The 16,459-nt window shown below is 44.5% G+C and carries 18 protein-coding genes and 2 pseudogenes; 7 read left to right on the forward strand and 13 right to left on the reverse strand.

The window, feature by feature from the left end; all coding sequences use genetic code 11:
• Positions 1-253 precede the first annotated feature (253 nt).
• Positions 254-1,096 carry a glutathione-dependent disulfide-bond oxidoreductase gene (yghU, locus tag AB7038_RS17365; protein WP_369453713.1) on the forward strand — a complete coding sequence of 281 codons (843 nt, stop codon included), beginning with the start codon at positions 254-256 and terminating at the stop codon, positions 1,094-1,096.
• A gap of 52 nt (positions 1,097-1,148) precedes the next feature.
• Here yghU and AB7038_RS17370 read toward each other — a convergent pair whose 3' ends face one another.
• A complete protein-coding gene (locus AB7038_RS17370; RefSeq protein ID WP_369453714.1) occupies positions 1,149-3,083 on the reverse strand; it encodes a methyl-accepting chemotaxis protein in 1,935 nt (644 codons plus the stop codon).
• 227 nt (positions 3,084-3,310) lie between these two features.
• Between AB7038_RS17370 and AB7038_RS17375 the strand changes: the two genes are divergently transcribed.
• Both AB7038_RS17375 and AB7038_RS17380 read left to right on the forward strand, forming a co-directional pair.
• A complete protein-coding gene (locus AB7038_RS17375) occupies positions 3,311-3,964 on the forward strand; it encodes a DUF1007 family protein (protein WP_349419589.1) in 654 nt (217 codons plus the stop codon).
• Positions 3,965-3,972: 8 nt separating this feature from the next.
• Positions 3,973-4,959 carry a nickel/cobalt transporter gene (locus AB7038_RS17380; protein WP_369453715.1) on the forward strand — a complete coding sequence of 329 codons (987 nt, stop codon included), beginning with the start codon at positions 3,973-3,975 and terminating at the stop codon, positions 4,957-4,959.
• Between the two features lie 43 nt (positions 4,960-5,002).
• Here AB7038_RS17380 and AB7038_RS17385 read toward each other — a convergent pair whose 3' ends face one another.
• Positions 5,003-5,731 carry a hypothetical protein gene (locus AB7038_RS17385; RefSeq protein ID WP_368890356.1) on the reverse strand — a complete coding sequence of 243 codons (729 nt, stop codon included), beginning with the start codon at positions 5,729-5,731 and terminating at the stop codon, positions 5,003-5,005.
• Positions 5,732-5,794: 63 nt separating this feature from the next.
• Positions 5,795-6,223, reverse strand: coding sequence for a DUF4189 domain-containing protein (locus AB7038_RS17390; RefSeq protein WP_369453716.1), 429 nt, complete (start codon positions 6,221-6,223; stop codon positions 5,795-5,797).
• Between the two features lie 449 nt (positions 6,224-6,672).
• On the opposite strand from AB7038_RS17390, the gene AB7038_RS17395 reads away from it, so the two are divergent.
• Entirely contained in the window at positions 6,673-7,035 is a 363-nt protein-coding gene (locus AB7038_RS17395) for a YibL family ribosome-associated protein (RefSeq protein WP_123569790.1), read from the forward strand.
• 63 nt (positions 7,036-7,098) lie between these two features.
• On the opposite strand, the pseudogene rhuM reads toward AB7038_RS17395, so the two are convergent.
• Together rhuM and AB7038_RS17405 are read right to left on the reverse strand one after the other, a co-directional pair.
• Positions 7,099-7,467 (reverse strand): annotated as a pseudogene (gene rhuM, locus AB7038_RS17400) (RhuM family protein); the annotation flags it as partial.
• Between the two features lie 277 nt (positions 7,468-7,744).
• Entirely contained in the window at positions 7,745-8,899 is a 1,155-nt protein-coding gene (locus tag AB7038_RS17405; protein ID WP_369453717.1) for an N-6 DNA methylase, read from the reverse strand.
• 59 nt (positions 8,900-8,958) lie between these two features.
• On the opposite strand from AB7038_RS17405, the gene AB7038_RS17410 reads away from it, so the two are divergent.
• Genes AB7038_RS17410 through AB7038_RS17420 form a run of 3 tightly spaced genes read left to right on the forward strand, consistent with a single transcriptional unit; the run spans position 8,959 to position 11,545 of the window.
• Positions 8,959-9,336, forward strand: coding sequence for a hypothetical protein (locus tag AB7038_RS17410; protein ID WP_369453718.1), 378 nt, complete (start codon positions 8,959-8,961; stop codon positions 9,334-9,336).
• Between the two features lie 17 nt (positions 9,337-9,353).
• Positions 9,354-10,652: a zinc ribbon domain-containing protein gene (locus tag AB7038_RS17415; RefSeq protein WP_369453719.1), complete on the forward strand. Its 1,299-nt coding sequence runs from the start codon at positions 9,354-9,356 to the stop codon at positions 10,650-10,652.
• A complete protein-coding gene (locus AB7038_RS17420; protein WP_369453720.1) occupies positions 10,652-11,545 on the forward strand; it encodes a hypothetical protein in 894 nt (297 codons plus the stop codon). Before AB7038_RS17415 ends, AB7038_RS17420 begins: the two co-directional genes overlap by 1 nt.
• 123 nt (positions 11,546-11,668) lie before the next feature.
• Here AB7038_RS17420 and AB7038_RS17425 read toward each other — a convergent pair.
• From AB7038_RS17425 to AB7038_RS17460, 8 genes and pseudogenes are all read right to left on the reverse strand, one after another.
• Positions 11,669-12,025, reverse strand: a pseudogene (locus AB7038_RS17425) (virulence RhuM family protein); the annotation flags it as partial.
• A 340-nt stretch (positions 12,026-12,365) separates the two neighbouring features.
• The gene (locus AB7038_RS17430) at positions 12,366-13,202 is read right to left on the reverse strand and encodes a DUF932 domain-containing protein (RefSeq protein WP_214051324.1); all 837 of its coding nucleotides are present in this window, start codon (positions 13,200-13,202) and stop codon (positions 12,366-12,368) included.
• A gap of 97 nt (positions 13,203-13,299) precedes the next feature.
• Entirely contained in the window at positions 13,300-13,632 is a 333-nt protein-coding gene (locus AB7038_RS17435; RefSeq protein WP_153642961.1) for a TA system toxin CbtA family protein, read from the reverse strand.
• A gap of 14 nt (positions 13,633-13,646) precedes the next feature.
• A complete protein-coding gene (locus AB7038_RS17440; RefSeq protein WP_153642962.1) occupies positions 13,647-14,087 on the reverse strand; it encodes an antirestriction protein in 441 nt (146 codons plus the stop codon).
• Between the two features lie 126 nt (positions 14,088-14,213).
• On the reverse strand, positions 14,214-14,426 hold the full coding sequence (locus tag AB7038_RS17445; RefSeq protein WP_004241440.1) for a hypothetical protein: 213 nt from the start codon (positions 14,424-14,426) through the stop codon (positions 14,214-14,216).
• A gap of 26 nt (positions 14,427-14,452) precedes the next feature.
• Complete coding sequence (locus tag AB7038_RS17450) at positions 14,453-14,902, reverse strand: hypothetical protein (protein ID WP_153642963.1); 450 nt, start codon at positions 14,900-14,902, stop codon at positions 14,453-14,455.
• A 13-nt stretch (positions 14,903-14,915) separates the two neighbouring features.
• The gene (locus AB7038_RS17455) at positions 14,916-15,587 is read right to left on the reverse strand and encodes a helix-turn-helix transcriptional regulator (protein ID WP_153642964.1); all 672 of its coding nucleotides are present in this window, start codon (positions 15,585-15,587) and stop codon (positions 14,916-14,918) included.
• 54 nt (positions 15,588-15,641) lie between these two features.
• Positions 15,642-16,370 carry a DUF3944 domain-containing protein gene (locus AB7038_RS17460; protein ID WP_054424844.1) on the reverse strand — a complete coding sequence of 243 codons (729 nt, stop codon included), beginning with the start codon at positions 16,368-16,370 and terminating at the stop codon, positions 15,642-15,644.
• Positions 16,371-16,459 lie beyond the last annotated feature (89 nt).

Below are 16,459 nucleotides of genomic sequence, written 5' to 3' on the forward strand. Positions count from 1 at the left end.
GAGTAGGGAACCGCCAGGTTATTATTAAGTGAAGAAGCCACCCTTTGGGTGGCTTTTTTGCGTTTGGGGAAAGAAAACCTGCATTTTTTCCTCTGATATCCCGCACTGAAATCCTCCCTGAAAACAGCCTGTTCCCCTTTTCTGAAATACTGACAACGATCAGCAAAATAATTCAGTTTGTATTTTGCGCACCGGAAGGTAGATTGAATAACTGATCACGTAAATCCGGCAGAGAATACAAAGGAGAATCTTCATGGCTGATCCAACCTATATCCCGCCTGCTGTGTGGGAATGGAAACAGAAAAACGGCGGAAAATTTGCCAATACCAACCGTCCTGTTGCCGGGGCGACACATGAAAAAGCCCTGTCTGTTGGTAAACACCCATTGCAGCTTTACTCGCTGGGAACACCTAACGGTCAGAAAGTTACTATCATGCTTGAAGAACTGCTGGCAGCAGGGATCCGCGATGCGGAATACGATGCCTGGCTGATTGATATCGGCGAAGGTGACCAGTTTGGTTCCGGGTTTGTGGATATTAACCCGAACTCAAAAATCCCGGCGTTGGTCGACAGAAGTGATGCAGAGCCGATACGGATCTTTGAATCCGGCGCAATTCTGACCTATTTGGCCGAAAAATTTTCTCTGTTTCTGCCGGAAACACAACCTGAACGGGCAGAAACACTGTCATGGCTGTTCTGGCAGATGGGATCAGCACCATTTGTCGGCGGCGGGTTTGGCCATTTTTATTCCTATGCACCTGAAAAATATGAGTATCCGATTAACCGCTATGCGATGGAAACCAAGCGTCAGCTTGATGTCCTGAATCGTCAGCTCAGTCAGCATGAATTTATCGCGGGTGATAATTACACTATCGCAGATATGGCCGCCTGGCCATGGTACGGCGGATTAGTATTGGGTACGTTGTATAACGCGGCTGAATTCCTGTCTGTCAGCGAATATCCGCATGTGATCCGCTGGGCGAAGCAGATAGCGGCACGTCCGGCTGTTCAGCGCGGACGCCGGGTTAACCGCAGCGGCGGAGAGCCGTCAGACCGGTTTATACGTGAACGTCACGACGCATCAGATCTGGACTGATATCTCACGTTTCCCGGCAGAAAGTTTTCTGCCGGGAAACGTATCTGTATTATTAACGCGGTTCCGGTAATTTAAAGGCCGATACCATCTGCGAAAGCTGTTCGGCTTCTCTTCGCAGGATTTGTGTCCGTGAAGCGGCATCATCAATTAGTGTGGCATTCTGCTGTACCGTGGTATCCATCTCTGAGACTGCCATCGTTACCTCGGACAGCCCTTTGCTCTGCTCCTCACCGGCAACACGGATATCACTCATCAGCTGTCTTACCTGCAACACATCCATCACCAGATCTGCCAGCGTTTCTCCGGCTTCATGCACCTGATTACTGCCGGTTTTGACATTCTGCACAGACTCATCAATCAGCGCCTTAATCTCCTGTGCTGCCTGTGCACTGCGCTGAGCCAGTGATCTGACTTCGGTTGCCACTACTGCAAAGCCCCGCCCGGAATCACCGGCGCGTGCTGCCTCGACGGCGGCATTCAATGCCAGAATATTGGTCTGGAATGCAATACTGTCGATCACCGACACGATTTCAACCATTCGTCCGGATGATGTACTGACGCTGTTCATTGTCGAAATCACATCACGCATCATATCCCCGCAGCGGCTTGCGGTCTGTGCGGTGGTTTCCGCCAGCTCATCGGCCTGATGGGTATTCTCACTGTTCTGATGCACTGTTGCGTTCAGTTCTTCCATTGCGGAAGCACTCTGCTCCAGCGCCGCTGCCTGCTGTGTGACCCGTGCTGATAACTCGTTATTATTATCCGCCAGATTAACGGTATTCCCGGCCACAACAGAACTGCTGCTGCGTACCGTGAGCAACATAGATGAGATTTTATCGGCAAACAGATTGAATGCCTGTGAGATAGCTGAGATCTCATCGGCACCACGCACTTCCATCCGCCGTGTCAGGTCGCCTTCTCCGTGCGCAATATCATCGAGGGCTTTACGGGTCTCATCGAGGCGGGTGATCAACCTGCGGACAACCAGCCAGGAGCCCAGCAACAACAGCGCCATAATCGGCAGCAGGGCTTCCAGTACATCCTGCATCATCACTTTTGCCAGCCCGGTGATCCGCTCTTCCGGTGTGACAAGACCGATAACCCATCCGGTATCAGCCATCGGGAACAGCATCACCTGTGAAGCGGTGTTCAGCTGCCCGTCATTATCAATACGGATACTGTCGATAGCGGATTGCTCAGAATGTGGTTGCTTCAGGCTTGCCGCCACCGGTGCCAGCCAGGCTGACTGTGCGGCCAGCTCATCAAAGGTTTTGAATTGCTTACTGTCATCACCCGGAAAATAGATCAGCTGCCCCTGGCGGTCAGTCACAAAAGCATAGCCGCCGGTGCTGTTGCCGTATTGCTGCATAATGGCGGCTATATTATCCAGGCGGATATCTGTTGTCGCCACACCGGCAAATTTTCCGTCTGTTTTATACGGCACACTGCAGGTCACCATATTCACACCGGAAACAGCATCTCTGTAAACATCTGACCATAAGCAGCTTTCGGTGGATTGCTCACGCGCATTTCTGTACCAGCTTTCATTGTGATAATTTCCGGCACCTTCCGCATTGTATTCATCAGAAAAAACCAGCTCACCGGCCGGGTTCCGTGCCCAGAAAAAGCTGCGTTTCTCAATTCCCGGCGTGAATGCCCCCGGCTCCGGCCAGATCCCGCCACCGGTGATCAGGCTGTTGCTTTCAATCAGATTGGGCGGGATATAGCGGTACAGCGCCTCATCATTGGGCAGCACCTCCGCCAGGCGCGCCAGACTGACAGTTTTTCCGTCCGTCTGAGATAAAATAGTACTGACCCTGGATGTCAGGCCGCGTCCGGTTTCTTCAATTAATGCAGTATTAATTTCCACAACGCGGGGCTGACCCCGCCACAGCATAACAACAATGATAATGGCAGTAGTGACGGCCAGGAGCAGGATGCCTCCGATAGTCAGGCGGGTTGAAATGCGGGATGGATACCAGGACATACAAAACTCCCGAAACAAATAAGGGTATATTTGAGTTATCGGCGGTGTGACTTATATCTTTATGATGTTTTATTGAACAGGTGAATGAATGGTGGATATCTGTGGCAGGGATCGCACTTTCGTCATTTTATGATGTTTTTTCTGTCCGCAACCGTGTTTCAGAAAACAGTATTTTCATCCGCAGCACTATGTTATGTTATAACATCTTTTACCAGGTGAGATAATCTGTGAATTTAATCAGAAGAATGAATACGTTACTGTTCTCTTTCTTAGTTTTGCTGATGTTCAGTCCGCAGACACTTGCACACCCGCACAGTTTTATCGATATGGAAACAACGCTGGTAACAGAGAATCAGACTCTGACCGGCATTGAGTATGTCTGGAAAATGGATCCGATGACTTCCGCAGATATTCTGTATGATTTGATGAATACCAAAGAAGACAGCCCGCAGTGGAAGAAGCAGGCGGCTTCTGTGATGGCCAATATCATTGCACAATCTTATTTTTCCGAACTGAATTATCAGAATAAAAAACAGCCTCTTAAACTTTTTCCGGACACTTACCGGATGACGCGTGAGGGATTGCAGATTGTGATGTCGTTCCGTATTTCACTATTACATCCGATACCGTTAACCGGCAGCACCATTGAACTGAAAACGTATGAGCCGACTTTTTTTGTCAGCATGACCTACAACGGCAAAGGTGCGGTTCACCTTTCTCCGCCGGATGCATCACAGTGCCGGTTAATTTTCACCGAAGCAGACCCTTCGGATACCCTGAAAGATTACGCGCTGTCACTGGATACCGGCGATACCCCGGATGATGACCTGACGCTCGGTCGCCAGTTTGCACAGCAGATCACCTTACATTGCCCGGAGTGAGATAACGGATGACATCATATTCACGGATTATTCTTCAGCTCACTGTCGTGCTTATTGTTTTTTGCGCGGGCGGGTTGCTGTACAGCCTGTGGCCGTCATTGCTGCATGTCAGTGCAGGATTACAGAAGGAACTGAATTTTGAAATGGCGGCGCTGATTCAGAAAGTGGTGTCTGATCCGCTGAAAGCGGGCGGACTGCTGACCCTTTTCAGTTTTTTATACGGCTTATTGCACGCACTGGGTCCCGGCCACGGTAAAGTTATCCTTTCTGCCTATATCGCCACACATCCGGCCAAATTACGCCACAGCGCGTTATTAAGTCTCCTGGCTTCTCTGCTTCAGGGTACCGTGGCCATTGTTTTAGTCTCTGTTGTATTGTTTATATTAAATTTGTCAGTACGTCAGTTAAATAATGTCAGCCAGATAACAGAGAAAGCCAGCTATGCATTTATTATTCTTTTTGGCAGTATCATTGTTATCCGCGCATTACGCCGTTTATTTATCAGGCCAACGGTCAATAAACCGCAAATAAAAACAATCCGCGTATCGGGTAGTCAATCTCCGGCAGTGTTAAAACCGGTTTATCTGCAAAGCGGACAAATTCAGACATGCAGCTGTGGTCACCAGCATGTTATGCCGGGAAATAAAGTCACCGGCAATTGGCGGACACAAGCCGGTATGATTCTGGCCATGGGCAGCCGCCCGTGCTCAGGGGCATTATTGGTTTTGCTGTTCTCATCAGTTATAGGTGTTTTTCACTGGGGAATTATTGCCGTATTCGCAATGGCGCTGGGAACCGGCATCACACTTTGTATGATAGCCTGGTTTGTCCACAGCATGCGCTTCCTGGCACTGCGCCTGTCCCGTAATCCGGGGAGAAAACCAAACCGGCATTATGGCGATATTCTCCGGTTGATCGCCGGGGGGATATTTATTATTGCGGGGCTGCTGATGTATCAGGGAGCCGGGATATCGGCGGGGGGATTTTTTGTCTGAAAATAAAAAGACACCAGACTCAGCCGGTGTCTTATATTCACCGTTATTTAACCAGTTTCAGCACCAGTTCCGGTGCCATTTCTCTTCTGACACTGTCCAGTGACGGCATAATATTACCGGGGTGCCTTGATTCGCCCATATATGCGGGTTTATAGAGAATTTCAATCATTTGTTCATAGATCAGGTTATTGATCTCATTACTGGTTTCATCCAGTCCGCCGCGGCTTTTATTCCGGACAAATTCATATCCCGTATTATTCTTTGAATTGCCGTAACGGTACATCGGTGCATGAAGTCCGCCGGAAAAACTGGCCCGATAATTTTTTAATTCCTGGTTATAGACAAAGTTATAAATCAGATCAACGCGGGCATATAAACTTTTGGATGAATCGTCATATAAGGACTGATAGGTATTAAGGTTTTTCCGGCAGGCTTCTGTGAATAATTTGTAATTTTCTGCATCAGCTGCCATACCGACATCAATCAGAATCGTGTAAATATCCTGCCGGATATAGGTGCTGTCCTCAGGTGTTATTTCCCAGTAAATATCCTCCTTGCTTTTACCTTTCTTTTTAAGCTGATATGCTTTGGATACACTGTTACCAATCTCAGAGCATGTTATTGTTTTACCATACATTCTGTATGCGGCAATATTTAAATTATCACTCTTTGGTGTGCTTTCTCCGCCGATAAGGCCGGATAAATCATAGCCTGCACATCCTGTCAGTATCAGAGGGAATACGCATAACAGTAGTTTCATTTTTGTGATCATATTTATCATCCCGGAAGCTATTTATCACTATAAAGATAATCATTATCTTTGCTTAAAAAATGGTTAATAGACGCGGTACGTGCAGGCTAAAACTGTAATTTTACAGTCTGTTTCTGCAAGGCTGCGTACTTTGGAACGGCGTTTATCATTACGGGTTTTATTCAGATTGATATCGTTTATTTTCTCTTCACACTGTATGAGTGCATATGACCGGAGATCCCGATCACTGCCGCCATAATATGTTCCGGTAAAATTATAACGGCGGGAATACACAATAGTGCCGCAAGAGTTATTGAATGTCATATACTCGCAGGACGGGCAATCTTCTTTCAGTGACTGTTCAGCTTCCCTGGCAGTTGAATAATCGGTACCCGCAGATGTCTGGCCGGTTTTCGGGTCAAAACCGACAGCCCCGTAACAGTTAGGTGCCCAGCAGGCATAGCCGGATGCGGACATAAAAATAAAGAGAAAACAGCCAAATAACACTTTCATAAAATATCCCTGTCAGTTTTCCGTTAAAATAAAAATATCCCATCGGTTAAAATGGAATAAAAATATAGCTGTTCTGTAAAACTACCTTCTTATTCGTTTTTTTTCTTCCTCAAATTACTATCTGACAGGCTAAAGATGTGAAAATATTAAAAGGTAATCGTTTGATGTTATTTGATGACGGGAAATTAGCCATTCGGGTAAGAATCAGGTATTTATTTTCTATAATATTACGTTATTTCTGCGGAATGAAAAAAGATGCGATATTCACACTCCCTTATCCGGGACAGTTCTGATTCGTGTTTTCCGGTTGTTTTCTACCATCAGTCGCCGTCCGGACCGGGGATTTTTGTCTGCAGGTAACAGTGCTGATATTGAATGCGTTTACTGAGCAGGATTAATACAGAATGGTGTATACTTGCCGGCAGGAAATTTAGTCATGGTTAATTAAAATGAAAGAAAACGAAAAAGCACAAATCAAGCTTCTCAGCGACCGTTTAGACCTTACCCGTCACCAGATGGCAGGTATGCTGCAGAAGAACGAAACGGAAAAGTACGCAGAACTTGAGAAAGAAAAAGCCGCGCTGGAGACTGAAATTGCGCGTCTGAAGGAACAACGCAGCAAGAAACTCAGCAAAGAAGCACAGAAGCTGGTGGATATGCCGTTCAAACGTCTTATCACGAAGAAAGAACAGGCTGATATCGGCAAGCTGAAGAAAGCGGTGCGGGGCCTGATCATTGTCCATCCGATGACGGCATTAGGCCGCGAAATGGAACTGGACGGTATGACCGGTTTTTCTAAGACTGATTTCTAGTCAGCAGCTATCTCTCAGTATTTATAACGTCTGGTTCCGGCATAAACCGGGCGTTAATAATCAGGCAAAATGTAGTTTGTTTTGGATGGTCTGAAAGAAACACGTGGTTTCTTTATTTGAAGGTTCGTAGTCTGCCGCCAGTGTGAAAATCTCTTTTACCCGTAAATACACCGGCCGCCCGTTATCCATCACAAACTCTTTGAGCAGATACTGTTCCGGCGTTTGCGTTGCCCACTGGCGAACTTGTAAGAAAGACTTACAAGTTGAATTTTGTACAAGCTCACCTTCTCCGTAGATGGCTTTAATATGCCGGGTTATTGCCTGAGGTGTTATCTGATAGAGGTTTGCAATCTCAGCCTGAGATAACTGCAGCGTATCGGATTCAAAGCGGCATTCGACATGAGTCTGACCATCTTCACTTCGGAACAGAATAAATTCGCCCTGTGGTGCTTCTGGAAGATTATTACATTATTAATGTTGGTTATATCAATAATAGAATGATTTTTCATCCTTTACAAATAATAAAGCAGGTATTACACGATTTATAATAATTGTGTCTATAGCATTGAAGTATCAAAAGTTAAATACGTTCACGAGTAAGTAATTCTCAATAAAAAACTATGTTTCAGTAATTATTTTATTTAGATGGCATGGTTAATAGTTACTTGTGTTTTAAAGAGTGTGTTTTATAAATAAAAATAACTTGTATTTAAGAAATAATGGAAATAATTAGAGATGCTAAACTAGATTTAGTTATATGTTTTGCACATGTCCCTGTGGCATTTTCATTTATCCAATTGCTACGGTGTTTTGACCAATATTTAATAAATTTTTCTCTGTCAAATTCTCTTTTAAATCTAACTGCAAAGACACAGTCCGAAATAACAGCGCTTCCTTTAGAAAGATAATTTGTTTTTCCTAAAACTCGTGTGCCTACCCGAGATATGATAATATCTCCAGATATTCCAATGCGATGATTTTTCGATATTTTTGACTCATCGAAAATTATTTCATCCATATCAGGATTCATATTTGTAGTATGAATGTAATTACAGTCTAAATCTCTACATAGCTTACCAGATAAATTTCCTCTGATAACTTCAAAATTATGAGATAATGTATTATATGGTGTGTTTTTATTCACATATAAATTCTCAACATTACTACAATATTCTGAGTAAATTAATGATTGTGAATCATATTTTATGTGAAAATACTTATATACCTCACTAACAACTTCTTTTTTTAAAATAACAATAAAAGTTTTTGCCTCGGTTTTCCTGAATGACTTGTGTTTACATTCAATTAAATATTGAAGTTTAAAATTAGAAAATAAAATTTTTCTTAATTTTTGGTATCTAACTCCTTTTACTATAAGCTCAGGAACAATAATGGCTAAAACACCATTGGTATTTATATGAAAAATATTGATTGCTAAAAAAACCAACTCAGCACGAATTTTTCCTTTAGTTGAAAACTCCTCTCCAAATATATTAGAAATATAGTTGTTGATATTCTTAGTTGTTTTGATTATCTGAAATGGAGGATTGCATACAGCTAAATCGAATTTTTGACCATTCAGAAGATTGTTACACTCTTGGCTTGTGGCATCTGTACAATAATGCTTGTCTTGAGGAAATTTTTTTTTTAGCAATAAATGATTTGTAGGATCAATATCTATAGTTGTACAGAGAATCGAAGGCCATCTCGCTTTTAGCGCATCCAGTAGAGCCCCCTCTCCAGCACTAAGTTCTAAGCAAGTCTTAGGTTCAGATAGCGTGATAAATCCTGAGAGTAGATCACTAATGCTTTTACTAGTATAGTATTGGTTAAAATCAATCACGTTTTTATAAGCTTCATTCATGTGTATAAACTTACAGTATTTTACTGTATTTTCCCTAAAAGGTAAAGGAGTCGCCTCAAATGTCTGATACTTTAAATCTAAGCCTTTTTGATGAAGCTGAATATGAGGAGCGTGCAGATTATATTGAAAAAAATGACCTAATCAAATGGACTGCAACAAGTAAGCATTTTGACAATATACAAAAAAAGTTAATTCAGGTTGGAGCTAAGCTAATTGTGGGGCCTAGAGGTGCAGGTAAGACCCACCAAATGAGATGTGCTTATTTTAAATGTCGAAAAGATTACAGTCGCCCATTACCTTTATATGTATCATTTAATCATTACTTAAGATTAGAGACATATCTACATGATAACTCAAATGCTATTGATATTTTCCATGCTTGGGTTTTAGCAAAAATAATAGTATCCTGCTCTAAAGAGTATAATATATATATATAAACGACATATCTTTTGATTTGGATTTTTTAGAAAAATTTATTTCTGATGTGGAAAAACAAAGATATAATGAGTCATACTCGATTATCTTATCTGAATTAAATATTAGTTTGGTTCAAAAACTAATTGAGGATGCAATTGAAAAAAATGACAGAAAAAGAGCTGTTGTTTTTTTAGATGATGCCGCTTTAACATTCACAAATGACTATATGATTGAGTTTTTCGACATATTTAGAAGCCTAAAAACTATAAAAATATCACCTAAAGCATCTGTATACCCAGGAACAACACAATATGGTCCTCGTTTTCATGTTGGGCAAGATGCAGAGCGAGTTGATATTTGGATGAATGTTGAAGACCAAGATTATTTACAGTTTATGGATGCAATTGTTTCAACTAGATTTGGTAATAGCTTAGATATTGACAAAGATATTAGAGAGCTTCTTATGTATGCTGCATTTGGTATACCTCGTACATATATCATGTATTTAAGGTCGTATATTGATTCTGATAGAAAAAGCCCCCAATCAAAGTTTAATTCTATCCTCTCAGAAAAATGTACTAATATACTAAATGAATATCGTTCTATTGCAAAAAAAATGCCTCAATATAATAGAATCATCGAAACTGGCGATGAAATGATCTCTGAGATTATAAAAACAATTAAATCATTTAACCATAAAAAAATTGATGAGTTCCCCAATGATTATAAAAAAAATATAGTTATTGGTATCGAGGATATTGATATCAAAGCAGAGAGAATGATTAAATTTCTTATTGAAGCAGGTATTATTTACTCCCAAGAAGATATTTCTCATGGTACAGAGCGGAAAATTAAAAGGTTTATCCCTCATCTTGCATTATTAATAAAAGAAAGAATTTTTACAAAAAGCAAAGGATTTAATGCTTCTGTATTATTAAATATATTAAAAGGTCCATCAGAAAAGCATCCGGTTAGAAAGAAATTTAATAGACTTTTAAATGAAAATAAAATTAATAATATTTCTTTAGATTTACCACCTTGCGATAACTGTAAAGCACCAAGAATTGCAGAGGGGCAGAGGTACTGCCATATATGTGGCATGCAACTAATTGAAAGTTCTACATTTAAAAATTGTATGTCAACTAAACTTATTGAATTGCCATTCACTGATTTCCAAAAGAGAGTTATTGGGAAAACAAGATACCAAACTATTGAAGATGTTTTGACATCAGATAATTCTGCTGTTGAATTAAGAAAGGTTAAAGGTGTAGGCGATAAATACGCAGCTAAAATTATTATAAAAATCAATGAATGGACAAACGAGTTTTTGTACTAATGGCTAAGCAAATGAAAAAAAATTTTAATTTTAATATTTCTGGTGTTAGGGCTACATCAAGTATTAAATCATTAACGTTTTTTGATGATTCTTATTCAGAACCAGAAAAATCACCAATTGATATATTTCACGATAAGAAAACCAGTAATATAAAGTTACTGGGGGCTGGACTCTTTTCTGCTGAAAAACAACAATTTTTTTCACTCGCAACATCGTTAAATAGTGAATGGTACCAACTAGCAAATTTAGTTATTCTGGGGCTAGTATCGAGCGTGGAAACATACTTTAGAAGCATTATTAGAAAATTACTTATCATAGATGAGCATTCTAAACGACATAGCTATTCCTCAACTGTAACTTATGGTGCAGCGCTACATCACCAAAAAACACTTCTTCCAGAAGCATTGCTAGAGAATGCATCATTCACATCCTCATCTAATATAGTAAAAAGCTTAAATGCTTTTTTAGATATCAATTTGGGAGGATATAGTAAAATACCTTCTCTTAATTCCGCTTTCTTTGACTATGATACCGTATGCAATTTACGTCATTGTGTTGTCCATCGTTCTGGCCATTTAGGGTCTAATAATGCTCTTTCTCTAGGGTTAGATGAGTATTGTAAATTTTTGGAGAAACCAATATCAGTTGATTTTCACGGCATTCAAGAAATTGCAGTGGTATGTGACACATTAGTAAAAGAAATCAATGACAAACTATTTCTAGAGACTATATCAAGAACAGTTAAGAAATTTGATTGGAGTGGTGACTTAAGAAAAGATAAGAATCTATTCAAGCCATATTTTAATTTATTTTCTCCCGCATTAACTAATACTCCTAGCGCTCTTCGTTTATGCTATTATGAATTTATTTCTTGTCATGATATAAAAGTATAAAATAGTGTTTGTGACTATTGCCATCTTTATATATAAAAATGGCATTGTGAATAAACCCATTATTAGCCAAAAATAACGAAATATCAAAAAATGTGTGGAATTGAAACGAGTGTGCTTACAATTCTGCTCCAGCGTTTGTGTTGCCCACTGGCGAAACTGTGTGCCGCGAACGGAGCGGACGCGGTAACCGACAGCGAGGATCACTGAGAGATTGAAGTATTTTACATTGTACTGTTTACCATCATCCGCAGTTGTTCGGTGAAACCGAACAACTGAATTTTCGACTAACTCGCCTTCAGTAAAAATGTTGCTGATATGCTCACTAATCGTGGCTTTAGCTTTTCCGTAAAGCTCACAAATCGAGGACTGAGATAACTGCAGCGTATCGGATTCAAAGCGGCATTCGACATGAGTCTGACCATCTTCACTTCGGAACAGAATAAATTCGCCCTGTGGTGCCTCAGGAAGATTATCACTCATTGCACGGCCTCTGTTTTACAGGTTGTTATCTCAGCGGAATGAACACAGATGCTACCAATATACCCGGAAAAATAAATGTTAAAATACTCACACCGGTTAGTTGTGTGCTGATGATATTACCGGGGTAGGTTTTAGCGATGTGCAGAAGAAGATAATTGGCGGAGATCACAGGAGTCGCATATGAAGGAAAACAGTATGATTTAAAAGAAAAATATCTATTTGAATTAATAATAAACCCCCATATGCACCCCCAAGGTATAAACTATACCGGAACAAATTGCCTTATTAAGGGGCAACAGCGATCTTCTAGGTTAAACATTGTGGCAATTATACACTATCTTCATACAGGCTGACGACTTCCTAAATGTTCATACATTTTTTCAGTCATCACCCACAGCGCCTTATTTAGACGGATGTCACCATCTATACCGGTCACTGATCGGGTACGGGAGCGTTTTCCTGTTGCAGTACGTCCTGATAACCCGCCTTTAATCAGGTTTTCCTGCAAACGCTGGTACACCGTCCATAAGTCATCTTTTTTGTCCTCCCACCGGCGGGGTTGCAGCACCTGTTCTTCCGTGACCGGCTGGTGGTCATCCCCGAACCGGTACGTGATAGCTGCATATGCCAGCGCCTGTTGTGCCGGAGGCGGTAACCGCAGGGACTGCATCTGTTCGCGTTTTTCAGCCACCGCATCAAACGTTTCCAGCACTTCATATGCCCCTTCAATCACTTTATCGACGACATTACCTTTGTGCGGCACTCTGACCTCACCAAAAGTATCACCACAGACCAGCCCATTCTGACAGACCGCACGGAATAATCCCGGCAGCATCTGATAGCTGCTGGTACCGTCATGGCTGTTTAACAGAATAATTTCCGGTACCTGGATACCGGTAATCTGGTTATGGCGGCGCAGGCGCAACATATGTTTGGTGTGCTCCCGGCGGCTGTCATCACGGACACGGGTCTGGCAGGCAAAGAACGGGTGAAAACCTTCCTTTTGAAGGCTCTCAAGCAGGGTTATGGTGGGAATATAGGTATAGCGATCACTGCGGGATTCATGTTTTTCTGCTGAAAAGACACTGGGTACAGTGCAGTATAATTCTTCGGTGGTTAACGGGCGGTCACGACGAATGATATTCGCCCTGCCGAAGCGCGAGGCTAAACGGGTCATAGTAATTCTCCTGTAAAATTAAACAGATAACGTGGCTGTCAGATGAGCGCCGGGACTGAACGGGATAAAGAAAGAGATAAGATGAGGTACGGGCTTTTTATACGGTGCAGTGTCTGCGGGGGATATGGCTGCTGCGGAGTGTTATCAGACCGGTTGCCTTCCGTGCCCGCAGAATATCGGTCGCAGTGATACCGTGTGACGGCTCAGTGATACCGTTGTTGCACCGGTCAGTGCGGACCAGTGCGTATTTCCCCGCAAAGGCATTCAGTGCCTCACACAACGACATCCCCCGGCTGAGGCAGGCCTCAATCACGCGCTCATCACTGAATTCCGTGTCATTCAGAGTGAGGCCGTAGTGCTGTTGCAGCAGGTAAGTCAGCAGTGTCTGCCAGACAGCTGCCGGTGATGCGGGTGCTGCTATATTGTTCATGGCGTAGCTCCCGGTTAATCAATCAGATGAAAAATAGCGGCACACTCGTCATGCTGCTGGGCGTAGTCCCGTAACTGATAAAAATACTCCACCATCTCCGGACTTTCGGTTTTAAATGACCAGAGACTGTAAGTGATGAGGCATACCGCGATACCGGCCGCTTCGGGGCTCAGTTCCGCGTCATTGCCGTTATGCCGGTTAACCATCGGGAGTGACGTTTCAATCATGTCAGGCCAGATAAATGCGCCACCGTTGGTGAGCATGCTGAATTCCCAGAAGGCACCGTGATAAATGTCACACAGATTATCCATCATCTTAAAAATATCGCCTTCCAGGCGCTGCCAGTCCGGCACGCTGCCGAAATAAAATTGCCAGAATGAGTCTCTGCCACGGAGATGAACCAGATTGCTTTTGATGGCTGCGGGCTCCTGCGGCAGAAGTGCTGATAACGTCATCGTGAAACTCCTTTGTATTTAGGGGTGAAACAGTGGGGTACTGGTTTGTGAATGGCGCATAAAAAAACGGCAGACTGTGAATGTCTGCCGTCAGGGGTAATGTAATAAACTGGTCTTTTGTACAGGTCAGCGGGGAAAGAGCCGACCCAGCAGACGGTCAAGGGTACCGCCCAGCACGGCTGAGCAGGCCAGCGCCGCGCTGAGGCCTGCCGCCAGCTTTTCCGCTGCGGTGGCGTTCTCATTGTCTGCCACCTCAGATGCCGACTGCCAGGCGCAGTACGTGGCTAATGCCACCGTTGCCACACCGAGCGTGGTGGCTATTAATTTAAAAACAGACATCTGTGTTTCCTTTTTGCATGCCTCAGTTACTGCGGACCGGACCAGCTGTCAGTATCCATCTGCAGGAAGGACTCACAGTCTCCCTCTCCGGCTTTACAGACCCGCTCCGCGACGGATTTCGGCGGCCATTTCTTACTGGTTTCATACTCCAGACCGTTATTATCGATACAGCCCACCTTCAGCCAGTTGGCCCGGGCACCGGTGTTATAGTAAATACTGCTGATGCAGGTCATGGCCACCGGGGCCGGATAGCCTTTGGATAAATCCGCTCTTGTCTCACTTTTCAGTTCTCCGGCAGGGAGTGGCTGCAACGAAGGTTTCCGGCCTTTGCCGTCGTTCTGCATTTTCAGCTGCTGTCCGTATTCCGGGGTCAGGTAATAAGTGTAACGGTCAGGCTGCACCTCACCGGGCATGCGTAGTGCAAAAACCGGGGCGGACAGCAGTAAACAACCGAGCAGTGTCAGACTTCTTTTCATGGTGACATCCTTATTAAGGTAATGAACGGATAAACTGATAATGGGGTAATGCGGTGATAAATTCGGGCCGGGTGACTGTCCGTGCGATAACCGCATCCTGCCGGAAGCGGCGTCCGGACACGGCAATGTTCTGCAGTTGACTGAACCGGAACACCCGCAGGGCAGACTGCCATTCCCCGCACAGATACCAGTCCCGCTGAAAATAAATCAGCTTGTAGGGAGCCATGCCCTCATGTTCCTGACCGTCACAGCGGAAGCTGAGCAGTCGCCTGCGGACAATCGCCTGTGTCACCACATAAAAGCCGCCGAACAGCGTCGGGGCGGATTGCGGTGGCTCATGGTAGACCAGACAGGGGGCACCGTTTTCCGGACTGAGCAGAACGGACAGCAGCCTGCGGTCAAGCGAGGGGAACAGCGGGGTGATATGGGTGATATCGGCAAAGTACAGGATATCGCTGTCTGTCCGGTAGGGGCGCTGACCGGCGGTCAGCCGGTATCCGCCCAGATACGGCTCCGTGTCCAGAAAGACCAGGCGCTCACTGAAATCACGCTGCAGTGTGCGGGCCGAGACATTAAACTCACGGGCGAGCTGTGCCGGATACAGTGTTTCGCCGCGGAACAGGCGGCTGATAATCATGGCCAGCCGGAATGCAAGCCGGTCATGGCGTGAATCTGACGTATGCATGAGCGCAGCCTCCGTGAGTCAGTCAGAGAAAACAGGAATAACGGAATACGGAAATCAGGCCGCCAGGGCCTTCTGGCGCAGGTACGCTACAATGATGCAGGCCGGAACGGTGACCCGGTAAGCGGGACCGGCGATATCGGCTATCAGCCAGGCGGAGCTCAGCGCAATCCCGACAGGACCGGCCAGTACCCCCAGTGCCCGGTTGGCGGCAAAGAGTGTCCCCCAGGTGGCAATGCCGCCCATCGCCTCAATCACCCCGACAGCAGCAACGGTGGCAAACTGCAGGGCTGCGACACCGGAGCTGGTGACGGCGGCCTGTACCGCGAGCAGAATAAGCTGGGGAGTCGGCGCGGATAGATTCAGCTTCAGTCCGTCCGCAAAACGGACCAGCTCGTCCTGTGACATCTCCCGCAGGCTTTTCTCCAGGACTTTCATCAGCAGGTTCAGCTCGGTGGTTTCCACCGGACTTTCTTTGTTGTAGTTCACTTTCAGCTTGTCGCAGACATCGTGCAGGATTTCACGGTAGAGCACGCCTTTGTTGCCGCGCAGCAGCGTGACCAGACTGTTGGCCCCGAAGGCCTGCAGTTCGGCACAGATGGCAGGCCAGTACTTCTGATGGTCGGGGTAAAAGAGCTGATATTCCGGGGAGGTGGTCAGAGACTCCGCCAGGCGCTTTTTGCCGTCTTTGCTGTCATGAGTCAGGACGGAGACCAGCAGACCGAGGTCCTCATTGCTGCACTGACCGATAAACGCGAGGTCAGGGTCGATACGGTAGGTTGCCATAACAGAAATTCCTTACAGGTGATTTAAGACAACCACAGCATAACAAGGGGGTCTGACAGGATATGACGCGGAAAATCGCTGTTTTCGGG

The organism is Morganella morganii (genome assembly GCF_041099235.1).
Lineage (GTDB): Bacteria > Pseudomonadota > Gammaproteobacteria > Enterobacterales > Enterobacteriaceae > Morganella > Morganella morganii_E.

Excerpts from the sequence above, each read along its gene's own strand:
- yghU (WP_369453713.1), top strand. The coding sequence starts at position 254 with ATGGCTGATCCAACCTATATCCCGCCTGCTGTGTGGGAATGGAAACAG.
- AB7038_RS17370 (WP_369453714.1), bottom strand. The coding sequence starts at position 3,083 with ATGTCCTGGTATCCATCCCGCATTTCAACCCGCCTGACTATCGGAGGC.
- AB7038_RS17380 (WP_369453715.1), top strand. The coding sequence starts at position 3,973 with ATGACATCATATTCACGGATTATTCTTCAGCTCACTGTCGTGCTTATT.
- AB7038_RS17385 (WP_368890356.1), bottom strand. The coding sequence starts at position 5,731 with ATGATCACAAAAATGAAACTACTGTTATGCGTATTCCCTCTGATACTG.
- AB7038_RS17390 (WP_369453716.1), bottom strand. The coding sequence starts at position 6,223 with ATGAAAGTGTTATTTGGCTGTTTTCTCTTTATTTTTATGTCCGCATCC.
- AB7038_RS17395 (WP_123569790.1), top strand. The coding sequence starts at position 6,673 with ATGAAAGAAAACGAAAAAGCACAAATCAAGCTTCTCAGCGACCGTTTA.
- AB7038_RS17405 (WP_369453717.1), bottom strand. The coding sequence starts at position 8,899 with ATGAATGAAGCTTATAAAAACGTGATTGATTTTAACCAATACTATACT.
- AB7038_RS17410 (WP_369453718.1), top strand. The coding sequence starts at position 8,959 with ATGTCTGATACTTTAAATCTAAGCCTTTTTGATGAAGCTGAATATGAG.
- AB7038_RS17420 (WP_369453720.1), top strand. The coding sequence starts at position 10,652 with ATGGCTAAGCAAATGAAAAAAAATTTTAATTTTAATATTTCTGGTGTT.
- AB7038_RS17430 (WP_214051324.1), bottom strand. The coding sequence starts at position 13,202 with ATGACCCGTTTAGCCTCGCGCTTCGGCAGGGCGAATATCATTCGTCGT.
- AB7038_RS17435 (WP_153642961.1), bottom strand. The coding sequence starts at position 13,632 with ATGAACAATATAGCAGCACCCGCATCACCGGCAGCTGTCTGGCAGACA.
- AB7038_RS17440 (WP_153642962.1), bottom strand. The coding sequence starts at position 14,087 with ATGACGTTATCAGCACTTCTGCCGCAGGAGCCCGCAGCCATCAAAAGC.
- AB7038_RS17445 (WP_004241440.1), bottom strand. The coding sequence starts at position 14,426 with ATGTCTGTTTTTAAATTAATAGCCACCACGCTCGGTGTGGCAACGGTG.
- AB7038_RS17450 (WP_153642963.1), bottom strand. The coding sequence starts at position 14,902 with ATGAAAAGAAGTCTGACACTGCTCGGTTGTTTACTGCTGTCCGCCCCG.
- AB7038_RS17455 (WP_153642964.1), bottom strand. The coding sequence starts at position 15,587 with ATGCATACGTCAGATTCACGCCATGACCGGCTTGCATTCCGGCTGGCC.
- AB7038_RS17460 (WP_054424844.1), bottom strand. The coding sequence starts at position 16,370 with ATGGCAACCTACCGTATCGACCCTGACCTCGCGTTTATCGGTCAGTGC.